The organism is Clostridium sp. FS41, from assembly GCF_000954015.1.
Taxonomy (GTDB): Bacteria; Bacillota; Clostridia; order Lachnospirales; family Lachnospiraceae; genus Enterocloster; species Enterocloster citroniae.
This window is the reverse complement of sequence record NZ_JYHN01000051.1, coordinates 39,839-59,536: the sequence shown is the minus strand read 5'-3', so window position 1 is coordinate 59,536 and position 19,698 is coordinate 39,839. Positions and strand designations below refer to the sequence as shown.

General features: G+C 50.3%; 21 protein-coding genes. 1 reads left to right on the top strand and 20 read right to left on the bottom strand.

Translation table 11 applies throughout. From position 1 onward, the window contains the following. Positions 1–9: 9 nt before the first annotated feature. The 19 genes from CLFS41_RS08490 to CLFS41_RS08405 all read right to left on the bottom strand — a co-directional run bounded on the left by CLFS41_RS08490 (position 10) and on the right by CLFS41_RS08405 (position 17,350). Complete coding sequence (locus CLFS41_RS08490; RefSeq protein WP_007862987.1) at positions 10–882, bottom strand: MBL fold metallo-hydrolase; 873 nt, start codon at positions 880–882, stop codon at positions 10–12. Positions 883–916: 34 nt separating this feature from the next. Further along, entirely contained in the window at positions 917–1,702 is a 786-nt protein-coding gene (locus CLFS41_RS08485; RefSeq protein ID WP_242856807.1) for a carbohydrate ABC transporter permease, read from the bottom strand. Positions 1,703–1,740: 38 nt separating this feature from the next. Then, positions 1,741–2,628 (bottom strand): sugar ABC transporter permease, encoded by an 888-nt coding sequence (locus tag CLFS41_RS08480; RefSeq protein ID WP_082082538.1) that lies wholly within the window; start codon positions 2,626–2,628, stop codon positions 1,741–1,743. Positions 2,629–2,697: 69 nt separating this feature from the next. Continuing rightward, positions 2,698–4,104 (bottom strand): ABC transporter substrate-binding protein, encoded by a 1,407-nt coding sequence (locus CLFS41_RS08475; protein WP_007862993.1) that lies wholly within the window; start codon positions 4,102–4,104, stop codon positions 2,698–2,700. A 156-nt stretch (positions 4,105–4,260) separates the two neighbouring features. After that, positions 4,261–5,199 carry an AraC family transcriptional regulator gene (locus tag CLFS41_RS08470; protein ID WP_007862995.1) on the bottom strand — a complete coding sequence of 313 codons (939 nt, stop codon included), beginning with the start codon at positions 5,197–5,199 and terminating at the stop codon, positions 4,261–4,263. Positions 5,200–5,299: 100 nt separating this feature from the next. After that, entirely contained in the window at positions 5,300–6,331 is a 1,032-nt protein-coding gene (locus tag CLFS41_RS08465) for a deoxyribonuclease IV (RefSeq protein ID WP_082082537.1), read from the bottom strand. A gap of 92 nt (positions 6,332–6,423) precedes the next feature. Beyond that, positions 6,424–7,011 carry a hypothetical protein gene (locus tag CLFS41_RS08460; RefSeq protein ID WP_045092036.1) on the bottom strand — a complete coding sequence of 196 codons (588 nt, stop codon included), beginning with the start codon at positions 7,009–7,011 and terminating at the stop codon, positions 6,424–6,426. Positions 7,012–7,073: 62 nt separating this feature from the next. Next, positions 7,074–8,216: a mandelate racemase/muconate lactonizing enzyme family protein gene (locus CLFS41_RS08455; RefSeq protein WP_045092035.1), complete on the bottom strand. Its 1,143-nt coding sequence runs from the start codon at positions 8,214–8,216 to the stop codon at positions 7,074–7,076. A 22-nt stretch (positions 8,217–8,238) separates the two neighbouring features. Further along, positions 8,239–9,513 carry an SLC13 family permease gene (locus CLFS41_RS08450; protein ID WP_007862999.1) on the bottom strand — a complete coding sequence of 425 codons (1,275 nt, stop codon included), beginning with the start codon at positions 9,511–9,513 and terminating at the stop codon, positions 8,239–8,241. Positions 9,514–9,713: 200 nt separating this feature from the next. Continuing rightward, positions 9,714–10,352, bottom strand: coding sequence for a substrate-binding domain-containing protein (locus tag CLFS41_RS08445; RefSeq protein ID WP_242856799.1), 639 nt, complete (start codon positions 10,350–10,352; stop codon positions 9,714–9,716). Next, on the bottom strand, positions 10,349–10,621 hold the full coding sequence (locus tag CLFS41_RS30705; RefSeq protein ID WP_242856797.1) for a LysR family transcriptional regulator: 273 nt from the start codon (positions 10,619–10,621) through the stop codon (positions 10,349–10,351). Before CLFS41_RS30705 ends, CLFS41_RS08445 begins: the two co-directional genes overlap by 4 nt. Positions 10,622–10,651: 30 nt before the next feature. After that, positions 10,652–11,515, bottom strand: a complete 864-nt coding sequence (locus tag CLFS41_RS08440; RefSeq protein ID WP_045092034.1) for an NAD(P)-dependent oxidoreductase — start codon at positions 11,513–11,515, stop codon at positions 10,652–10,654. A 341-nt stretch (positions 11,516–11,856) separates the two neighbouring features. After that, positions 11,857–12,555 (bottom strand): 4'-phosphopantetheinyl transferase superfamily protein, encoded by a 699-nt coding sequence (locus CLFS41_RS08435; protein WP_052665674.1) that lies wholly within the window; start codon positions 12,553–12,555, stop codon positions 11,857–11,859. 2 nt (positions 12,556–12,557) lie between these two features. Beyond that, positions 12,558–13,070 (bottom strand): DUF1097 domain-containing protein, encoded by a 513-nt coding sequence (locus tag CLFS41_RS08430; protein ID WP_007863003.1) that lies wholly within the window; start codon positions 13,068–13,070, stop codon positions 12,558–12,560. 5 nt (positions 13,071–13,075) lie between these two features. Continuing rightward, on the bottom strand, positions 13,076–14,188 hold the full coding sequence (gene buk / locus CLFS41_RS08425; RefSeq protein WP_007863004.1) for a butyrate kinase: 1,113 nt from the start codon (positions 14,186–14,188) through the stop codon (positions 13,076–13,078). 11 nt (positions 14,189–14,199) lie between these two features. Next, entirely contained in the window at positions 14,200–15,204 is a 1,005-nt protein-coding gene (locus tag CLFS41_RS08420; protein ID WP_045092033.1) for a phosphate acyltransferase, read from the bottom strand. A gap of 62 nt (positions 15,205–15,266) precedes the next feature. Further along, positions 15,267–15,506 carry an acyl carrier protein gene (locus CLFS41_RS08415; protein WP_007863006.1) on the bottom strand — a complete coding sequence of 80 codons (240 nt, stop codon included), beginning with the start codon at positions 15,504–15,506 and terminating at the stop codon, positions 15,267–15,269. Positions 15,507–15,611: 105 nt separating this feature from the next. Continuing rightward, positions 15,612–16,028: a zinc ribbon domain-containing protein gene (locus CLFS41_RS08410; RefSeq protein WP_045092032.1), complete on the bottom strand. Its 417-nt coding sequence runs from the start codon at positions 16,026–16,028 to the stop codon at positions 15,612–15,614. 2 nt (positions 16,029–16,030) lie between these two features. After that, positions 16,031–17,350: a thiolase family protein gene (locus CLFS41_RS08405; protein ID WP_045092031.1), complete on the bottom strand. Its 1,320-nt coding sequence runs from the start codon at positions 17,348–17,350 to the stop codon at positions 16,031–16,033. A gap of 161 nt (positions 17,351–17,511) precedes the next feature. Between CLFS41_RS08405 and CLFS41_RS08400 the strand changes: the two genes are divergently transcribed. Next, the gene (locus CLFS41_RS08400) at positions 17,512–19,062 is read left to right on the top strand and encodes a helix-turn-helix domain-containing protein (RefSeq protein WP_007863011.1); all 1,551 of its coding nucleotides are present in this window, start codon (positions 17,512–17,514) and stop codon (positions 19,060–19,062) included. Between the two features lie 51 nt (positions 19,063–19,113). On the opposite strand, the gene CLFS41_RS08395 is transcribed toward CLFS41_RS08400, so the two are convergent. Next, positions 19,114–19,686 (bottom strand): NADH-ubiquinone oxidoreductase-F iron-sulfur binding region domain-containing protein, encoded by a 573-nt coding sequence (locus CLFS41_RS08395; RefSeq protein WP_045092030.1) that lies wholly within the window; start codon positions 19,684–19,686, stop codon positions 19,114–19,116. Between the last annotated feature and the right edge of the window lie 12 nt (positions 19,687–19,698).

Below are 19,698 nucleotides of genomic sequence, written 5' to 3'. Positions count from 1 at the left end.
GTTCTCCAGTTATATCTCAATTTTCAGACCATCATAGGCCGGAGTGATGGGTGTCCCCTCCAGCAGTTTCTCCAGTTCTGAGTGGGGCGGGGTCTTATGTGGACTCATATGCGTCCAGTAAATCCGCTCTTTATTCTTCCATATCCCTGCGTCCTTAAAAAACTCCATGGCCTCCATGGCGTGGTCCCAATCCATATGATAATTTCCCTTATCCGCATTGCCAAAGGTCTGTTCCATAATGACTGCGTCAAATTTATGGGCGGCAATGCATTTCCTGGTCCTCTCCGTATACGGCCCTGAATCACTGGCGTACAAAAACGTCTTTCCCTGGGCTTCAACGATATAGATCAGACCCTTTGAACTGCCGCGGTCTATGTGGGAAGCTTCCATGGGCACAAACCTGACCCCGTTGCATTCATATTCCTGATACAGCTCCGGGACAATGAACTTAATTGCGAAATCTTCCAGATCCTGTCCGTTAAAATGATCCGCCAACGTATGGTATGTACACTGGTTTCCGTAGATATACAGTGTGGGCAGTTCCTGCTGCCTGCTATATCCCCGTTTAAACTTTTCCTCCTCCGACATGTCTGCCGCTTCCTTGGGACGGTAGCGCCAGTATAACAATTGGGGATAGAAATGATCCTCATGGGAGTGTGTTACCAACAGCAGCCTGGACGCCAGCAGATCAACTCCATAGCGCTCTCCCTGGGTAAATGTCTCCGGTGGAAAATCAATCAGGCAATCTCCTGCAAAATGGCCCGAACTGGTATGACGGATATTGCGCCCGCCCATTTTTCTTGCTTTTGTACAATACTCACACGTACACCATAACCCCGGGTACTGCTCTGCAGCTCCTGTGCCTAAAAATGTGAACTCCACTGTATTTTCCTCCTTGTAGCTCTTAATATCATGCTCAGCCTTTCATGGCTCCTGACAAAGCGCCTGAAAGTATATATTTCTGTCCAAATGTAAACAGCAAAAGGGTTGGCAGCATAACGATGATCACGCCTGCCATCATCACATTGTAATCCGCGGATTCCGCATCCAGCAGCATACCGATGCCGATCTGGACCGTGCGCATTTTATCCGTATTTGTCACCAGCAAAGGCCACATATAAGCGTTCCATGCATTAATGAACGTGTAGATCCCAACAGCCCCCATGGCGCCTTTGGACAGCGGGATCTGGATCGCCAGAAGAAAACGAAGGCTGCTGCACCCTTCCATGGAAGCCACCTCATACAGCTCTCTGGGTGTCTGCAAAAACGCCTGGCGCATAAAAAAGATGGTGGTGGCAGATGCCAGGGATGGCAGGATCATTGCAACATAGGTGTCCAACAGGCCCAGCTCCCCCATTGTAAGGTAATTGGACAGGACAATGGACTCCCCCGGTATCATCATGGTTGCCAAAATGGCCATAAACAGTACATTTTTCCCTTTAAAATCAAAGTAGGCAAATGCAAATGCCGTGATACATGCCAGAAAGACCTGTCCAACCGTAATGCATACCGCAATGATTACCGTATTGACCAGATAGCGAAACAGGGGCGCTCTCTGAAATGCCGTAACGTAATAAGAAAGGTCCGGTTCATGGGGAATCAGCTTCAGCGGCTTGCCAAATATCTGGGACAGCGGTAAAAAGCTTATATCCAGCGCATACAGGATAGGACATAGAATAACCAATATTACCAGTATCTGCACCGCCAAAAAACAGGTTCTCCCTATGCGGGTACTCGGTCTCATTGATAGAACACCCCCTTCTTTTCTGCCTTAAACTGAATGATGGAAATGATCAGCAGTATCACAAAGAATACGATCGACTGTGCACTGGCATATCCCCAGCGGTTGCTCACAAAAGCGGATTCATAGATCGAATACGCCATCACAGATGTGCTTCCCCCTGGACCGCCCTTTGTCATCAGCTTGACCTGGGTAAAGATCTGAAAGGCATTGACTGTATTGATCACCAGAAGGAAAAACAGCGTGGGGGAGATGCAGGGCAGCGTAATATGCCGCACCGTCTGAAGATAGCCCGCTCCTTCCAGCCTGGAACATTCGTAAAGCTCATCCGGCACTGACTGGAGCCCTGACAGTACATAGATAAAATTCATACCGGCCGTCAGCCAGCAGGTTGTGATAATGATCATAAGCATTGCATGTATCCGGTCACCGGACCAGCTGATCGGCTTTCCGATCACGGAATTAATAAGGCCGGCAGTGGGGTTAAACATCATAAGCCAGATCATGGCCCCGCAGGCATAGGAGATCGACATGGGCAGGGCAAAGATGGTGCGGATGGGGCTGGTTTTCTTTTTCCGGTTATCCGCGAGAAGCCCTAAGGTTACCCCGATCAATAATTCCAGTGGAACCAGACAGGCTGCAAACACAAAGGTGGTCCGAAAGCTTTTCCAAAACTGCTCTGCCCGGAACAGGGTATGGAAATTTTTCAATCCCGCGAATTTGACGATTTCTCCCATGGAATTAACGGAAGAAAGGCTCATTACCACGGTGCGGATCAGGGGATAGAATGTAAATACCCCAAACAGGGCAAATACCGGCAGCAGATACAGATAGGGTTCCAGCTTTTTCGTCACCTTTCTGTCAGCTTTTTTCTTCATACTACTCATAAGCAAACTCCTTCTTCCCAGATCAGGCCTGCCTCAGGACATCGGCCTGACCCGGCCCGCATTCTTGTACTAGAAGTTAATATCATTGTATTCCTCAATCAATATATCGATCTCTTCAGCCGACTTGCTGATACATTCTTCCGGTGTTATCTCTCCAAGCATCATCCGTTCCAGATAGCTGGAATAAATCTCCCTTGCATCCACCAGACTGGCATATAACGGACCATATCCCATGTTGGGAGACTCATTCACCGTATCAATCACGGCCTGGTACTGCGGATATGTTTTCAGTGTTTCCTTTACGGCATCCTGGTTTAATGCCTCCCCTGTAACCGGGAAATATCCTGTGTTTGCAAATATGTATCCCTGTGCTTTTGGGGAGATCAGATACTTGACAAAATCCGCGATCCCTTCATTCCTGCCGTCACCCTTTCCGTTATCACAGATATAAACAGAGCCGCCGCCAAGGGTGACACCGCCGTTGGGGGCATCCGCCGTCAGTCCCGGGAACTTACATACGCCAAGTTCATAGGCGCCGCCGATGGTTTCTAAGGATGAACGGATGGAGCCTGAAGAGTCACACATGATCACCGCGTCTCCTGACCAGAAGGCCGCCCGGTTGGCCTCAATGGTAAAACCAACATCAGCAACATACCCCTTTGCCACAAGTTCCTGGAACTTGGAGGCGATCTCCACCGCCAGCGTGCCGTCAGCAAATGTTGTTTTTGTTGCTCTTCCCGTGCGCCCGTTGCCATTATCTACCATTGGATATTTTTGCTGTACCATGGGCTGTTCAAAGCACCAGATCAGGTTTGAGCAAAGTGCGATCCCTGATTTGGACAGGCCCTGATCCATCACCTTCCGGGAAATGTCGGCAATGTCATCCCAGCTTTGAGGACCGTTCTCATAACCGATCTCCGAGAGGACGGTCTTGTTATAATAACAGACCGGCACGGAGGTATTTAAGGGCATGGAATAAAGCTGGTCGTCAACCGTGTAATAGTTAAGCATGTTTTCTTCCAGTCCGGATATATCAATATTGTAATCGTCAATGATCTGCTGCATGGGAATGATAAAGCCGCTGTCGATCATGGTCCTTGTTCCTGCCTCATAGATCTGGACCAGATCCGGTCCGTCCTGTGTGCGCATGGATGTCTTTAATTTATTTAATGATTCCTGGTATGAGCCCTGATACTGAAGGTCCACAAAGACTTTATCCTGGGAATTGTTATAATCATCGATCACCTGCTGGATCACCTCTCCGGCCTGTCCGGATAACCCGGTCCAGAACACAAATGTCTCTTTTCCGTCCGCGGCTTTCCCCGTACCGCTTCCCGACTCCTTTTTGCTGTCCGCTAAGACCCCTTTGCTGTCTGCTGTATTTTCTTTGTTATCAACCTTTGCCGGTGCGCAGCCGCTGATTGCCGATGCCGTCATTACCGCTGCAAGAGCCGCCCCAATTAAATTTCGTTTCATACGCTTACCTCTCCAATCTGAATCTATGGTTTGTTGATGCCTTCCTACACAACTGGTTTCCGGAAACAGTTCCTGTAGATTGAATTATACTAATTATATCATTCCTCCCCATTATATCCTTGATGTTATTGTTGCTTTCATTAGACTTTTTTGCTGTTACCTATACTTTTCCCTATATTTCTTTACCAGTTCCATGCTTTGCTCCGGTGTATAAAACCGTTCACTGGAATGGATGCTGTGTTTAAACATTGTTTCGTTCCCCACCCTTTCCAGTAATTTTTTCCCATATACTTCCGGTGTGACTCCGGTACGGCTGACAAATGCTTTTGAAAAATACCGGTAATCAGAAAAGCCGCATTCCATGCAGATATCCAGCATTTTGTACCGGCCCGTGGCCATCATCTTACATGCGGCGCTGTACCGGACCAGGTCCACATATTCGCGGAAACTCTGATGCATGGCGCTCTGGACAAAATGTGAGATATGGCTCAGTGACCGTCCCTCCCTTTCTGCAAAGTCGGACAACCGTATATTATTCTGGTAATTCATATTGACAAATTGGATCAGACGCTTCAGCCTTGCATTCTGATTCTTTTGGATCTGGCTTTGCTCCTCTGTAAGCACGCGGTAAGGAAGGTAGGATAACAGCGTATAGAGAAACAGCCGGATCTGGCTTCTGCAAAAGAATTCATAAAAGGCAGGCTGTGTCAGGTACTGCCATGTCACATCAAGCAGGGTCTGCTCTATATCCTTATAGATTTCTTGCGGCAGACTGTTCACAAAATACTGGTCAAAATGGATATGTTCAAACTCCGGCACGTCCTCGGCCACCAGATCCGGCGAGATCTGGATCCCAAGCAGGGTACAGCTTTTCCCCGTGGCCTTGATCTCATGGGGCTGTTCCGAATTCATCAGGACCATCTCCCCCTCCCGCACCGTACATCGGTCATTGCCCACCTGTACTTCCAGGTCGTCCTCCAATGCCCACATAACTTCGATATCCCGGTGAAAATGGGAGGTCCGATAATCAAGCGTATTAAAATACAGTCTTACACATTTAACAGTCTGGTGCAGGTTAATATTATGTTCGCTCATTACCTTCTCCTTTTTATAAAAATATTCCCGGATCTTATCAACTTCCGTATCCGTATTTCTTTTTACATAGTAGCACGTAATGAGCCAAATCTCACTAACATTAAAAATCTGTGCCCGGGTATGTCTTACTTATCCCATTTTGCTCTGAAATTTTATCACTGACAGATCCCCATACATATTGTTTCCTCAGCTTTTTTATTTCCTGTGCATGTCCGGCCAAGTCCGTGGGCGTCTCTAATATAAAGGGCAGATGACACAGACGCGGGTGGTTGATGATCCTGATGATCGTGTCCTCCCCGATGTGCCCCTCCCCTATCAGTGTATGCCGGTCCTTGTGGCTTTCCCTGACATTCATGCTGTCATTGATGTGAAATGCTTTCAGACGGTTTAATCCGATGAGACGGTCAAACTGTTCCAGCGTCTCATCCAGCCGGTCCACAATGTCATATCCCGAATCCCACATGTGGCAGGCATCCATGCAGACTCCGATGTGATCTTTTTGGGCCACCCGGTCCAGAATCTCCTTCAGTTCTTCAAACCGTTTTCCCACCTCGCTGCCTTTCCCGGACATGGTTTCCAACAGCACCGTGGTCTTCATGTCCGGGAACATCACATGGTTCAGCCCCTGGGCGATCTGTTCAATGGCGCTGTCCAGGGGCTGGTCCAGCCGGCTGCCCGGATGAAGGTTGTACAGATTTCCCGGCATCAGTTCCATCCGCTGCAGGTCCTCCCCCATCATCCGGGCGGAAAGCTCTCTCAAATGCCGGCTTGACGAACAGAGATTCAGCGTATACGGAGCATGGGCTATAAACGGTCCAAATCCATGCATTTGCAAACTATCCAGGAATGTCTCGATCTCTCCCGGTTTTAACTCCTTTGCCCTGGCTCCCCGGGGATTGCGGATGAACATCTGGAATGTATTTGCGCCGATTTGGACCGCGTCCTTTGCCAAAGCGGCGTACCCCTTGGCAACTGAAAGATGGGTTCCGATTGATAATTCGTTTATGCATATTTCGCTGGCCGGTGTTTCGCTGGCCGGCGTTTCGTTGACCGGTGTTTCGCTGGCCGGTGTTTCGTAAGTCAATGTCTCATGTTCCTTACAATGTTTTTTGCACCTATTATAATTTTTCATATTGATATTATCTTTCTTAAAAGCTCAATTATGTATATAAAAACATTCCCGGCCAGGAAGAATCCTTACCGGGAATAAATATTTATACTCTTTTAAATCAGTTGAATCCTGTACGCGGTCGTCTGCGGTGGAATACTTGCCGTCATAAAATTGGCATGGGTGATCCTGGCCATCTGGCCGGGCCGGAGGGAATGGATATTGATAGGTCTCCCTGCCCGGTCTGTGATCGGCGTGGTGCTTGGAACACTGAACCTGATCTGGCTGTTTATATCACCGCGGTTTCCAGTGTAAATAAAGCCATTGCATGCATCCACATCCACAATCCGGTCTGTTGTCACCGAAGTCTCCTGACCCCTGCTTCGCACAACAATCATAAACGCATTGGATTGAGGCGGGATACTTCTTGTCATGCGGGAAGAAAAAATGGCATTGATCCACATTCCCGGCTGAATCCGGCACAGGCCCACACTCTGTCCAAAAGAATTTATAATAACTGTATTTCTGTTTATGTTCAGCTGTAGGGTCTGGATGGAAACCATTTGTCCGGCTTCCGGCATGGAATAAGAGATCAATATGGTTCCGTTTGAATTGTTGGTACAGGAGCTGTCCTCCACAAATGCATTATCAATACGCAGGGCATTTCCCTGCCGGACGATGGTTCCTCTGGGGTCGTTGTTCATAGCTATCCTTAACTAATACGTTGTTTACTATTATAGTATGAGGATTTTGGCAACCTGTTCCACTATACGTCATATACCCCGCCGTCATAGGCAGTCTGGGCGGAAATGCTTCTCTGTCTGGGCGGGAACTTCTCCGTAAGGTCTTTTGCCAGCTCAATTCCGATTCCCGGTGCATCCGGGATCACAATGTATCCATCTTCCTCCCGGAACGGTTCGGTGGTCATCTCCGCCTCGTTTCCCTGGTGATAAAAGGATGGGAACTCCTGGATGGCAAAATTGGGGATGGCCGCGTCCAGCTGCAGGCAGGCTGCGGTGGAAACCGGACCCAATGGATTGTGAGGCACGATTTTGGCATAGTTCGCCTCCGCCATGGCCGCCACCTTTTTGGAGGGAGTCAGACCACCCAGGGCGCAGACATCCGGCCTGAGGTATCTGGCCGCCCGCTTCTGTAGAATTGTTTCAAACTCCTGTATATTGATAAAGCGCTCTCCTGTTGCCACCGGAATACTTGTGCCCTTGGCAACATCCGCCATAGCCTCCGGGCTGTCCGGGGGGATCGGATCTTCCAAAAACAGGGGTCTGTAAGCCTCCACCCCTTTTGCAAATGCAATGGCCTCACAGGGATCCATACTGCGGTGGCATTCCAGGATCAGGTCAAAATCTCTCCCCACCGCTTCCCGGCAGGCCCTCACCCGCTCTATGTAACCTTCCACCTTGCTGTTATAAATACCGGATGACCGGTCCGCCTGGGTCCTGGTGATATCACCTGTGATCATCAGACGGGCCGCATCATATCCCTTCTGTTTTAAATTCACGCAAAATTCAGCCATTTCCTCCGGCGTATAGCAGAAAACCGCCTCGTAGCTTCTCACTTTATCCCGGCATTTTCCTCCCAGCAGTTCGTAAACCGGCACGCCCAGCGCCTTACCTTTTATATCCCAGAGTGCAATATCAATGGCGGACAGGGCGCTCATGATCACCGATCCCCTGAAATACATGCTGCGGTACAGATAATTCCAGTGGTGCTCAATCTGAAATGGGTTTTTGCCCAGAAGATAGCTCTCAAAACGTCTCAGCACTCCCTCCACTCCGTCTAAAAAGCCCCAGGCCCCGGCCTCGCCCGTACCGTGGATCCCCTCATCCGTGCTGATCCTGATAAATAAATATTTGCTTGCCGGAATGATCTCCAAACCAGTAATCTTCATAATATGGTCACCTCATTCTTCATTAATAAAACGGAAACATGATAGGCAGTGTAAAAATGCAGACAATAGTGATCATAACCGCCAAAGGTGTTCCGCATTTTAGATAATCCTTTAGTGAATACCCGCCCGGCCCCATGATCATGATCTGGCAGGGAGCCGCCATGGGGGTCAGAATAGAGGTACAACTGGCAATGAGCACGCCCATTACAGCCGCCCTTGGGTCCACTCCAATCTTTACACAGGCAGCTGCTACCAATGGAATGAAAATAGTCACGGTTGCCAGATTGGACATCACCTGGGTCAGAATGAATGGGATAATGAAGAACACTGCCATGATGACATAGGGGTTGGTGGTATTGCCCAGCAGGGAGATCATCCAGTCCGCCACCACATCCCCGGCCCCTGTTATCTTGATGGCGTCCGAGAGAGCCAGCACACCGGCAAACAGGAACACGGTGGGCTGATGAATGGAACCCAGGGCCTCGCGCTCCGACAGCACGCCGCACAGGACCAGGAGGCATGCCCCAATGGAGGCGGTAAGGTACATCTTAATTCCGGTCACGGATTCCAACAGCATACAGGCAATGGTGCCCAGGATAAGGATGACAGCCACCTTTTCCTTGGAAGGTGTCAGATGGCTGGCCGTGTCCTTTTTCTGAATGTTATCTGAAAACTGGGAATTATCAATGTCAGGCATGAGACGGTAGCCGATAAATACCATGTAGGCCAGTGAAATCAGCAGAATGGGGATTCTGGCAATGGTAAAATCCCAGATTGAAAACGGGATGGAAGCGCCCGCCTTGATCATAACATCGCTCCAGGTCATATTGCTGGCCCCCTGTCCCAGGAATGTCATGGCGGTAGCTATGTTGGCAATAGCCATGGCGGGAAACAGCATCTTGCTGCGGCTGGTGCCGATCTCATTGGCAATCCCCACCAAAAGGGGAATCATGATGGCGGCCGTGGCTGTGGCGCTGGTCAGGCAGGCCAGGAAACCGGCCACTAAGGATGAAATCAAAATCAGCATTTTGGGATTATTTTTGTAGCGGACCACCAGTTTCTGGGCTCTGTCCAGCAGACTGGTCTTGGTCAGTGCAGCGCCGATCACAAACATGGCAACAAACATGACCACATTGGTGTTGATGAAACCGCTTAAGGCTTCGGCCGGCTTCATCACACCGGTAAGAATAAGGGCGAGAATGATTCCCGCTGAAATGATGGAAAATGGGATTTTTCCCGATAAAAACGCTATGATGGTACATAGCAAGATAATGAGCGTAATCTGTAAAGGTGTCATGGTTTCCTCCGTATGGTTAGAGTATCCCGGATCCTTTTAATGTCCGGGAGTACTCATTCTTCAATGACCGCGCCGTCCTTTGATATACTTATCATAATGCAGTCAAATGCAGATGTACAGCTCAATATTTTCAACATTTATCAACTTTAATTCAATATTTTACGTAATCGTCCAGACGGAGAAACTGAACGGTTACTATATTACCGGATATGCTTTTTGCAGATACGGTGAAACACGTTGATCTCCTCTGTCAGCATGGATTCCTCCGGATGTGCGGTGACCAAATTCCTGGATAAGGGTTTCTCACCCACGGACAGGGGGACAATCTCCTCATGGAACAGATTATTAAATATCATGTGGTCCAGCGTGATCATCAGGGCATGGGTGTACGCCACACAGGCCAGGCCGCTGCGTGAGGATCCCAGCTCATAAGCGATATCCGGCTTCAGCTGGTAATAACCGTACAGATTATCCGCATAGGTACGGTACGGGGAACCGGGCATCAGCATTACATTGGGTTGATCACAGCAGTACGAAAGGTCGATCCAGGGATATCGAAATCCCGGTTTTGAAACAGCCTTCCGTACCACCGGATGCGTCCCCACCGCTGCCATCACCAGCTCACACTGGTGGACCGTTTCATAGCAGAAGCCATGCTCCTGCTTATCCATCACGGCCAGCAGCACGTCCAGCTGGCGCCCCTTTACCATCTGGACCAGCTCCCCCACGGTGCGCTCGTGCATCAGGATTCGGATCCCCGGAAATGCCTCCTTAAGCTCCGGCAGGATAAAGCGGAACATGACCTCCGTAAAGGTGGCCTGGACCCCGATGCGTATCACCCCCTGCTCATACTGGAAAAACTGCCCATCTGCGTGTCCAGTTCCCGCTGGATCCGCTCGATCTCCCCTATCTTCTGAACATAATACTCCCCTGCCTGGGTCAGCACAAACCGCTTGCCCACACGGTGGAACAGCTTCACCTGAAGCTCAGACTCCCTGGCCTGGACAAATTTACTTAAGGCAGACGGGGTAATGAACAGGTTCTCCGCTGCTTTCGTGATGCCGCCGCAGCGAGCCACCTCCAAAATGTATTCAATTCCTTTGTCCATGTCTCCCACCTGACCTTTGCAGCTGCAGGCTTACCAATTATAATATTTGATCAAAGCCTGCGTTCCCAGTTCTCCCATGCCTTCCCGCTCCAATTCCTTATACATGGAAAGGACGTCCTCCAGCACCTTTAACTCCGTATCCGCTGCCCTGGCCTCTTCATCCGCCAGGTTCATATCCTTGATAAAATGCTTGATAAAGAATCCAGGCCGGTAGTCGTCCTGCAGCGCCTTTGAAGCCACATTGTTCATCTGCACGCTGCCGGCGGCTCCTGTGGAAATGGACTTTAGCATTGTGTCCACATCCAGCCCCACATTCCTGGCATAGACCATTGCCTCACAAGCCCCTGCCAGGGCTCCCGCAACCGCAATCTGGTTACACATCTTGGTGTGCTGTCCGTTTCCTGCCCTACCTTCATAATCAATATTTTTACCCATGGCCTGAAGGATGTTCAGGCAGACGTCAAAGTCTTCCCTGTCACCGCCGGCAAGAATGGTCAATGTTCCATCCTTTGCCCCCTTGTCGCCTCCTGTCACCGGAGCGTCCAGGGCGTGAAGACCTGCTTTCTTTGCCTCCTCATAAATCCGCACAGCCAGTCTGGGACTGGTGGTTGTCATATCGATCAGATATGTGCCGGGATCCGCATTGGCAATGATACCGCCTTCACCAAAATAGATGTCCTCCACATCCTTTGGATACCCCACAATACTGATCACAGCCTGTCGTCCCTTGGCGCATTCCCCCGCGCTTTTGCACCAGACTGCTCCTTCGCTAATGATATCCTCCACCTTTGATCTTGTTCTGGTATAAATAGCAACCTCATAGCCCGCCTTCATCAAATTGCGCACCATGGATTTTCCCATGATCCCCATGCCAATAAAACCTATTTTTTTCATTTACCATTACCTCCTACAGATATGGGGAAAGGCCCCCCGTTTTTTCCAGGCTCATCTCCCAATATATCACTTTTTTTCAAATTATCAAGCCCCGGAAGACTCTTACCAAACCGTACTGTTCCCAGAAGGAGGTATCCCCCTGTCCCCTGAATCCCAGGTTCCGGATGACCCTTATGTCCTTAAGACGCTTTACGCTGTCCTACCACAGTCCCCTGAACAGCTGGGGATATTCCTTAAATGAAGGATTTTTGTCCGGATATACCCGCAGGAACATTTCCGCCCCTAGAGGTCCACCCACCGAAGAATCCAGATATATTTTCCCATTTCCATAGGGAGCAGTTTTATATTTCCCCACGCATCATTCCCCGGATCCGGCCCAAAGGATGCCCGGCGGCCTGCCTCCCCGCAGCCTGCCGTTTAGCTGCCTTTGGCCCATGGACCAGTTCCTCCCTCCCAGCCTCTCTGACAGATATCTGAAAGTCCTCATTTGCAGCACACGCAACCATGTAATCCTCGTATTGAAACCAGTGGACGAACCGCCCCTCATTTTCATATACCGCTCCCGCTACAAACCCGGTCCCCAATAGTTTCAAAGCCGCCTCACACTCTGTCCACATCCTTGTAAACTGTATGGACTGTTCCTTTTCCGGCGTTTGTTTAAGACGTACCTGCTGTTCCCCGGAAAACACTTTTCTTACAGATGGCCAGTGGATATCCATGATTCTCTCCATGTCCACCCCGATCTCCATATCCGCAATGGCCAGGGCCACATAATTCCCGCTGTGGGACAGATTAAAACAGATCTCCCCGGACCTCAGCATGGGCTTTCCATACCTGTTCCTTATGAGCTGTCCATCACTCCATACCCCCAGATAAGACTTCAGCAGGAAGCCTGCCGTCAATTCCTGGCATGCCTCCTGCTTTACCTTTATATTCCTGTATTTTTCAGCGTAATACTGAGGGATGCTGTGGATAAACTCATCCCCATGTGCGGCAATCCGGTCTGCATCTGCGATGATTATCTTTACTTTTTGCATCATTATTACCTCATGAGCCGCCTTACCATCATTTTCTGAAACGCGTCAACGCCCACGCCCACGTAGATAACTCCCACCAGCATGGCAATCCCGATCTGGACCGGCAGGGTGCCGATCCGGTCCACTTTCACGGGACCCATGATAGTAAGGCCGATGGCCCATCCGCACAGCCAGGCCGGTGTATAGATCACCTTTGCAAGTGTCTCCCCAACGATCACCGCAATCCCTCCCAGAATGAACAGGGTAAGGTACAGCTCCACATTGGGATTCCACGGCAGGATTTCCATGATCCACACCGCGGTCAGCGCCCATAGATCGCCCAGCAGGAAACCAAGGCTGATCTTAAACGTATCCTGCCGTCTATTGCCGTTGGCCACAAATAGTCCGGCGCAGATCAGAGCCACGGCTCCGGTATCCACCCCTATAAAAGGCGCCAGCACAGCCCAGACCGGAGGCATAAACGCAATGCCAAATGCCAGGGTCAGCATATTGATTGTCTTTATCCTTTTTTCTTCCATATCCGTCACTCCCAGTCAAAACCGTCCCATACCGGCTTTCCTGTGTATGTTTTCAGTTCCTCCCCGCCTTCCAGCACGCGGATGGCTCCGGCAGCCATGGCTTCCATCTCAAACTCTCCGGGATAGGCTGTCACCGGTGCGATAAAGGAACATGCATCTGTGATCTGTTTTACAAGGTCCTGGTTATGTACCATGCCGCCGCCCAGCAGAATGCCGTCCACCTGTCCGTGAAGCGCGGCTGCCATGGATCCGATGCACTTTTCGATCTGGTAGATCATGCTGTCCCAGAGCATTTCCGCATACCGGTCCCCCGATGCAGCGCGGTCCGTCAATTCAATGGCGTCCGAGATTCCCACGTGGTTTACAAATCCCCCTGTTCTGGTGCAGAGTTTTCTCACATCCGCCACTCCCAGGCCGCTGGTTTCCATATATTCCAGAAGGTTTGCCACGGAAATGCTTCCGCATCTGGTAGGCGCCATTGGCCCCTCCCCTCCCACAATATCATATCCATCGATCATCTTTCCCCTGCAATGGGCAGATACGGAAATGCCTCCGCCGATGTGGCATACCACATAATTGCACTCCTCATAGGCCCTGTCCATCACATTCCGGCTGTGGCGGATCGCCGTCTCCTTCAAATTCAGCGCATGGAGATGAATGATGCGGTACACTCCTTTGATACCGGTCATACGCGCCAGTTCCTGGAGTTCGTCCACATCCGGCGGATTAACCACCATTGCCTTGGCGCCATAGGTTTCTGCAAATTCATGGGCCAGCTGCGGGCCCAACGCGGCCGGGTGGATCACGCCATTGGCGCAGGTCCTTGCATGTTCCAGCATCAGATCCGTCACCCCATAGGTTCCGCCCTCCACGGCCAGCAGACCGCCGCCCCGGCCCACAAATACATCCACATCTTCAAGGCTGATACCCGCCTCCTTAAGAAGCTTTAAAATGGTATCCCGGCGGTAGGGAAGCTGTTCCGGCAGGGTCTTAAATTTCCCAAGCTCATTTGCCTCGTGGGAAACATTCCGGGAATACAGGCATTGATCTCCTTCAAACAGCGCAACCTTTGTGGAGGTGGAGCCGGGATTGATGGTCAGTACTTTATATGCTTTCATGCTGTGTCTCCTTACCTTTTACTTCCAGCAGCACGCACGGCGCTGATGACAATATTTCCTTTTATTTCGGAAACCGGAGCGCCTCTGGAGCAGTCACATACCACTTTGTTAAATCCCTGAAGCATGGGTCCGTAGGCATTGGCATGGCCAAACTGCTGGATCAGCTTCACTCCCACATTTCCCACATTCAGGTCCGGCCAGATGATCACATTAGCCTTTCCTGCTACCCGGCTTTCCCTTGGCACCTTTTTAAGCGCCACCTGGGGTGAAACGGCCGCGTCAAACTGAAATTCTCCATCGATGGCAAGATCCGGGCGCTGCCCATTGGCAATTGCCACCGCCTTAGCCACCTTATCCACCAGCTCTCCCTGGCCGCTTCCCAGAGTGGAGTAGCTGACCATGGCACACCTCGGCTCCCAATCCAGAAGGCTGCTCACCGTATCACAGGCGGAAATCGCAATATCCGCCAGCTGTCCCGCATCCGGATTGGCGCACACAGCGCTGTCACCGATCGCCAGAAGGCTTCCTTCGCTTCCCCTGAATCCCGGAATATCACATAGTCCGATACTGGATATGGTGCTGATTCCCGGCATCAGGCCGATCACCATCTGCCCGGCCAGCAGCACATCTCCGGTGGTGTTGTCAATTCCCGCAAAGGTCACATCCGCTTCATCCACGGCCTGCATAACCATGGCGTAATACAATGGGTTCTGCATCCGGCGGTTCAGCGCCTTCTCCTTTAACATGGCCTGGGGCAAGTCCACATACCGGTCAATCAGGCTCTTTTTATATGTCTCCTCCCTGATATCCACGATTGTGAAAATACTCTCCTCATATCCCTTTTCGGATAATGCCATCCTGATCTCATCCCCATACCCGACAAGCACAGGAATAATATATCCCTCTTTGCCCGTCTCATAAGCCGCCTGCATCATCTTCTCATTGAGAGCCTCCGGAAATGCGATCCGCTGGGGATTCCTTTTTGCTTTTTCATAAATCTGATCCAGTACACTCATAATTGATTCCTCCTGACAAATTTCCTGGAGTCTGTTTGAAAAATCCTCTACAGTTCTATTCCCTACAGTTCTTTTTCAATCAGATCCGTCAGATCTCCAACGGTTGCACAGGCGCTGGCCTCTGAAAGCATCAGCTCCACATCCAGTTCATTTTCAATTTCCGACACAAGGGCAACCATCTGCACGGATGCGCCTCCCAGATCCTCTTTAAAAGATGTGGATGTGTTCAGATCCTTTACATCCTTTTTGTATGACATGGCTACCATCTGAAGTACCTGTGCTTCTAATTCTTTTCTGTCCATTTTATTCTCCTTTTTGTCATTTTCTATCATTATTTCTTTATATGATCCATAGATTGCTGTTCTTCTTATGATCCGCGCATTACTGCTCTTCATCTGATCCGGACATCACTGCTCCTGGTCCAGATCAAACACAACCGTCTTATAACCGCCTTCTCTCTGGAAGATAGACGCATGGCAGTTCAGCGGAAGCTTGGCCGACAATTCCTTACGGTTTTTCTTGCTGATGCCGCGGACCACCGCATTTAACCGGGATCCTTCCTCCAGCTCCACTTCCCCGTAGGCGTATTTTCCCAGGTTCTTGTACTCCGGCTTGGATGAAAGGGCGGCCGGAAGTACGATGGAATGCAGTTTGGCCTTGCCGCTGATCTCATACCACTGGGTTTCATAATTACCGCACTGATTGCAGGCATAAACCGGAGGGAATTCTACATTTCCGCATAACGGGCATTTGCGTCCCAGAATCTTTCCCTCCTCCAGGCCCTCATAAAATGTCTGTACCACCTTTTCTAATTGAATGCTCATCATCACACCTCCTGTTGATCTATTGTACGAAGCAGGACAGCGGCAACGTTCTGGGCGCCGCCATATCCCCTTAACATTGCAGTCTTAGGCTGTTTTTTTACCTGGTGCTCACCGCACTCGCCCCACAGCTGCTTGCAGGCCTCATAGACATCCGCCAGCCCCGATGCCGCATGTGCATGGCCGAAGGAGGTGCGCCCGCCGTTTGTATTGATCGGTTTATCCCCGTCCCACGCCGTGCGTCCGTCACAGATGTATTTCCAGCCCTCGCCGTATGGAAGATATCCGGCGATCTCCGCCGACACCAGGTGAGAGGTGATGATAAAATCATTTGCATAGAACAGGTCCAGGTCATCCCCGGACATGCCTGTGAGTTCGTATACCTGACGCACCGCTTCCTCTGTGGCGCGTACCTCAAAATGAGGTGTGGTGGCTTCACAGGCAGCGCTTCCGATTCCCAGCACCTGGATGGGCCTGTGTTTCAGGTTCTTTGCGATCACCGGAACCATTTCCGTGGCGCACACAATGGCTGCGGCTGCGCCATCACATTTCAGTTCCACGCCTCCGGCGCGCAGGTAATCTCCCATTTTGGGGTTATAGGGGGAATTCATGTATTCGTCCAGCGTCATACCCGCTTCCTCTGCAAGGGACTCATATGTCCGTTTTTCCAGGGAAAGGGGGTTCACGGATGCATTCCGCCGGTTGTTGATACACATCCAGTTCAGGGCATCGTTCATCTGCTCGGCCGTGATGCCCCTGGTCCGCACATACCACTCCGCGGCATCGTCATAAATCAGTTCCTGGCCCGCCATCAGACTTCTTGTGTAAGTGCGGTCATACAGCCATGACGTGGTCTTTAAAAACTTTTCCATGGTCATCTTGTCGCGCTTATACGGGTGCTTGGGGCTTTCCACATTGTCGGCCGGTGACGGAGTGCTGTCACCAAATTCCACCGCGCCTGTGAGAACACAGTTGTATTTTCCTGACGCCACTGCATTGACCGCCTGCTCAATGGCAAGATAACCTGTGCAGCATGCCTCCGAATGGTGGATGGATCCTTTTCCCTTCATTCCAAACCAGTTGGCAACCTGAACATTGGGTGTCAGATAGTTGGAACCGTTGAGCGGGCTTGCCTCACCGTGAAAATAAAAATCCACATCCCGCGGATTGACTCCCGCGTCCTCCATTGCTTTTAATGCCGCGTATCCGAACAGTTCCCCCTCGGTGAGTCCATCCGTCTCCGGATGATCTACCGTGTACATAAATGGGGTACAGCCCACGCCGATGATCGAAACGCTTCTGTTATATTTTCCTAGTGTACTCATAGACAGCTTCCTTCCTTTCCCTTTTTTCTCCCGTTTTTCTATTTACGATTGTGTGATTATTATATATAATAAAAGCACTGTTATCATCGTGTTTCCGGCTAATGATGGCAATTGCCGGAAGCTCATTTTTGTGCGGACGCACAATGCGAAATGGAGGGGTTATGGAATATCAGATCTTATTAGATAAACTGGAAAAGAAACACTATTATCCGCAGATATTCGGCAACAGGCAATCCAACTGCGATATGCTTAACATAAGGATCCTGACACCGGAGCAGAACCGTTTTGAGGAGACCGTCCTCTATCTGACCTCCACTGCTCTGCTCCCCCATAGGGATACGGTTTCCACATTTACACTGTTCTGTTATGGAGATGAGATTGACTTTTCTCCCTATGATGAAAGCGCATTTACCATTGTCTATTTTGGTCCGGAAATCTCACAGGCCCAGCTTTTTAATGTTACGCTGGAAAACCTGACCGAGCTGCAGCAGATCACAACCGGCATGCACATCCTGACCAATGCGCTGTTCTCCGGCAACGGCCTTCAGCACCTGATCGATACCGCTTCCCAGCTGTTTAACAATCCCATTTATGTGGTAGACCTGCAGAATAAATATCTGGCCATGTCCGCGGGCATTATACCGGATAATGATTTCTTCCGTGAGGAAAGCGCTTCCGGTTATATCAGCGAAAAAGGGATCCGGTCCATCCGGTTCAACCGGCTGGACGAGAAGGTCCGAAGCAGCGATACCGCCTACTACTTCATCAACGAGCTGGTCAAAAAGGGGATGCTGGTGGATGCGGTCCATATACAGGAGGTGGAGGTGGGCCATGTGATGATGCTGGAATCCGAGCATCCCTTCCGGGAATATGATGCGGACTTTTTCCACCGCTTCTGCAAACTGGTCTCCATGGAGCTGCAGAAGGATTCCGCCTATTCCAGAAACAGGGGTGTGATGTATTCCTACTTTCTGGCCGATCTTCTGAAAAATCCGCGGCAGAATGTGTCTGATATTAAGGACAGGCTGAAGGTCCTGGGTTACAGCCTGAAGGAGACATTTTATATTGTGGTCATCCCGCCGGTCAGTCACAGTTTTTCAGATCTGAAGCTGGAGGTCATTTTGGAGTATTTGAAAAAGATCTTCGGAGGCAGCATCTATTCCATTTATGAGGACAGCATCGTATTTCTCATCAGCCGGGCCATGGACCAGAACCTCAGTGAATACGAGATATCCCAGCTGTCGGAATACCTGTCGGCCAACCGCCTGAAGGCAGGGATCAGCAACTTTTACCAGAATTTGGAGGACACTCCCCGGTTCTACCGGCAGGCCATTGATTCCGTCCATCTGGGCCTGAAACTTAAGGACCCGGCCCCCATCTATTATTACAGCGACTATTATCTGTTCCAGATGCTGGAGCTGTATGAGAAGGAGGATTCTGAAATACGGTTTCTGATCCATCCGGGACTGATGAAGCTGTACTACTATGACAGGGAAAAGAACACTGATTTTATGGTGACTTTGAGGGAATACCTGACCCGGCCGGGGCAGCCTGCAAAGATTGCCGAAAATCTGCATATCCATAAGAATACACTGCTGTACCGGATGGGGAAGATTAAGGAAATTACGGATTGTGATTTTATCGAGGGAGAAGATTTTATGAATTTTAATTTGTCGGTAAGGATCATGAGGTATTTGGGGATGATTGAGTAAGAAAAAAGAGCCGGACCGGCTGAATTAACGGACCGGCTCTTTTCGTCTGTCTCACCGTCTGCAGGGAATGGGCTTGCGCGGACATTTCGGCTTGACCGCACCGGCCTTTACCACCGCGTCTTCTTCGCACACGCTCATACAGGCGCCGCACTGGGTACACTCATCCTGGTCAATAACGTGAACGAACCGTTTTTTCCCAAGAACCGCGTCCTCCTCACATTCGTCCATGCAGTCCCCGCAGCCCGTGCACCGGTCCGCCAGGATATGATAGGTCATAAACTTCCTGCATATACCGGCTTTGCATCCTTTTTTGCCGATATGCTCTTCAAAATCCCCGCGGTAAGTCTCAATGGCGGCCAGCACCGCGTCTGCGATTTCTTCCCCTGTCCCGCAGAGAGACTGGGTCTTCATCAGGCCGCAGAGTTCTTCCATCAGGCTTAGATCAGAGCTGCGGCCCTTTTTCTCCGTGATGTCGTTTAAGGTCATCTCCAGCTGGGTGATGCCCTCGTATCCGAATACACATTTTCCGCAGGTCCGGCATTCATTAGCACGGACTTCATTCAAAAGGAGGTCTGCGATACATTCATTCTCTTTCAGGTTCTGAATCTTTTCCAATGTAGTCATCTCTCTTACCCC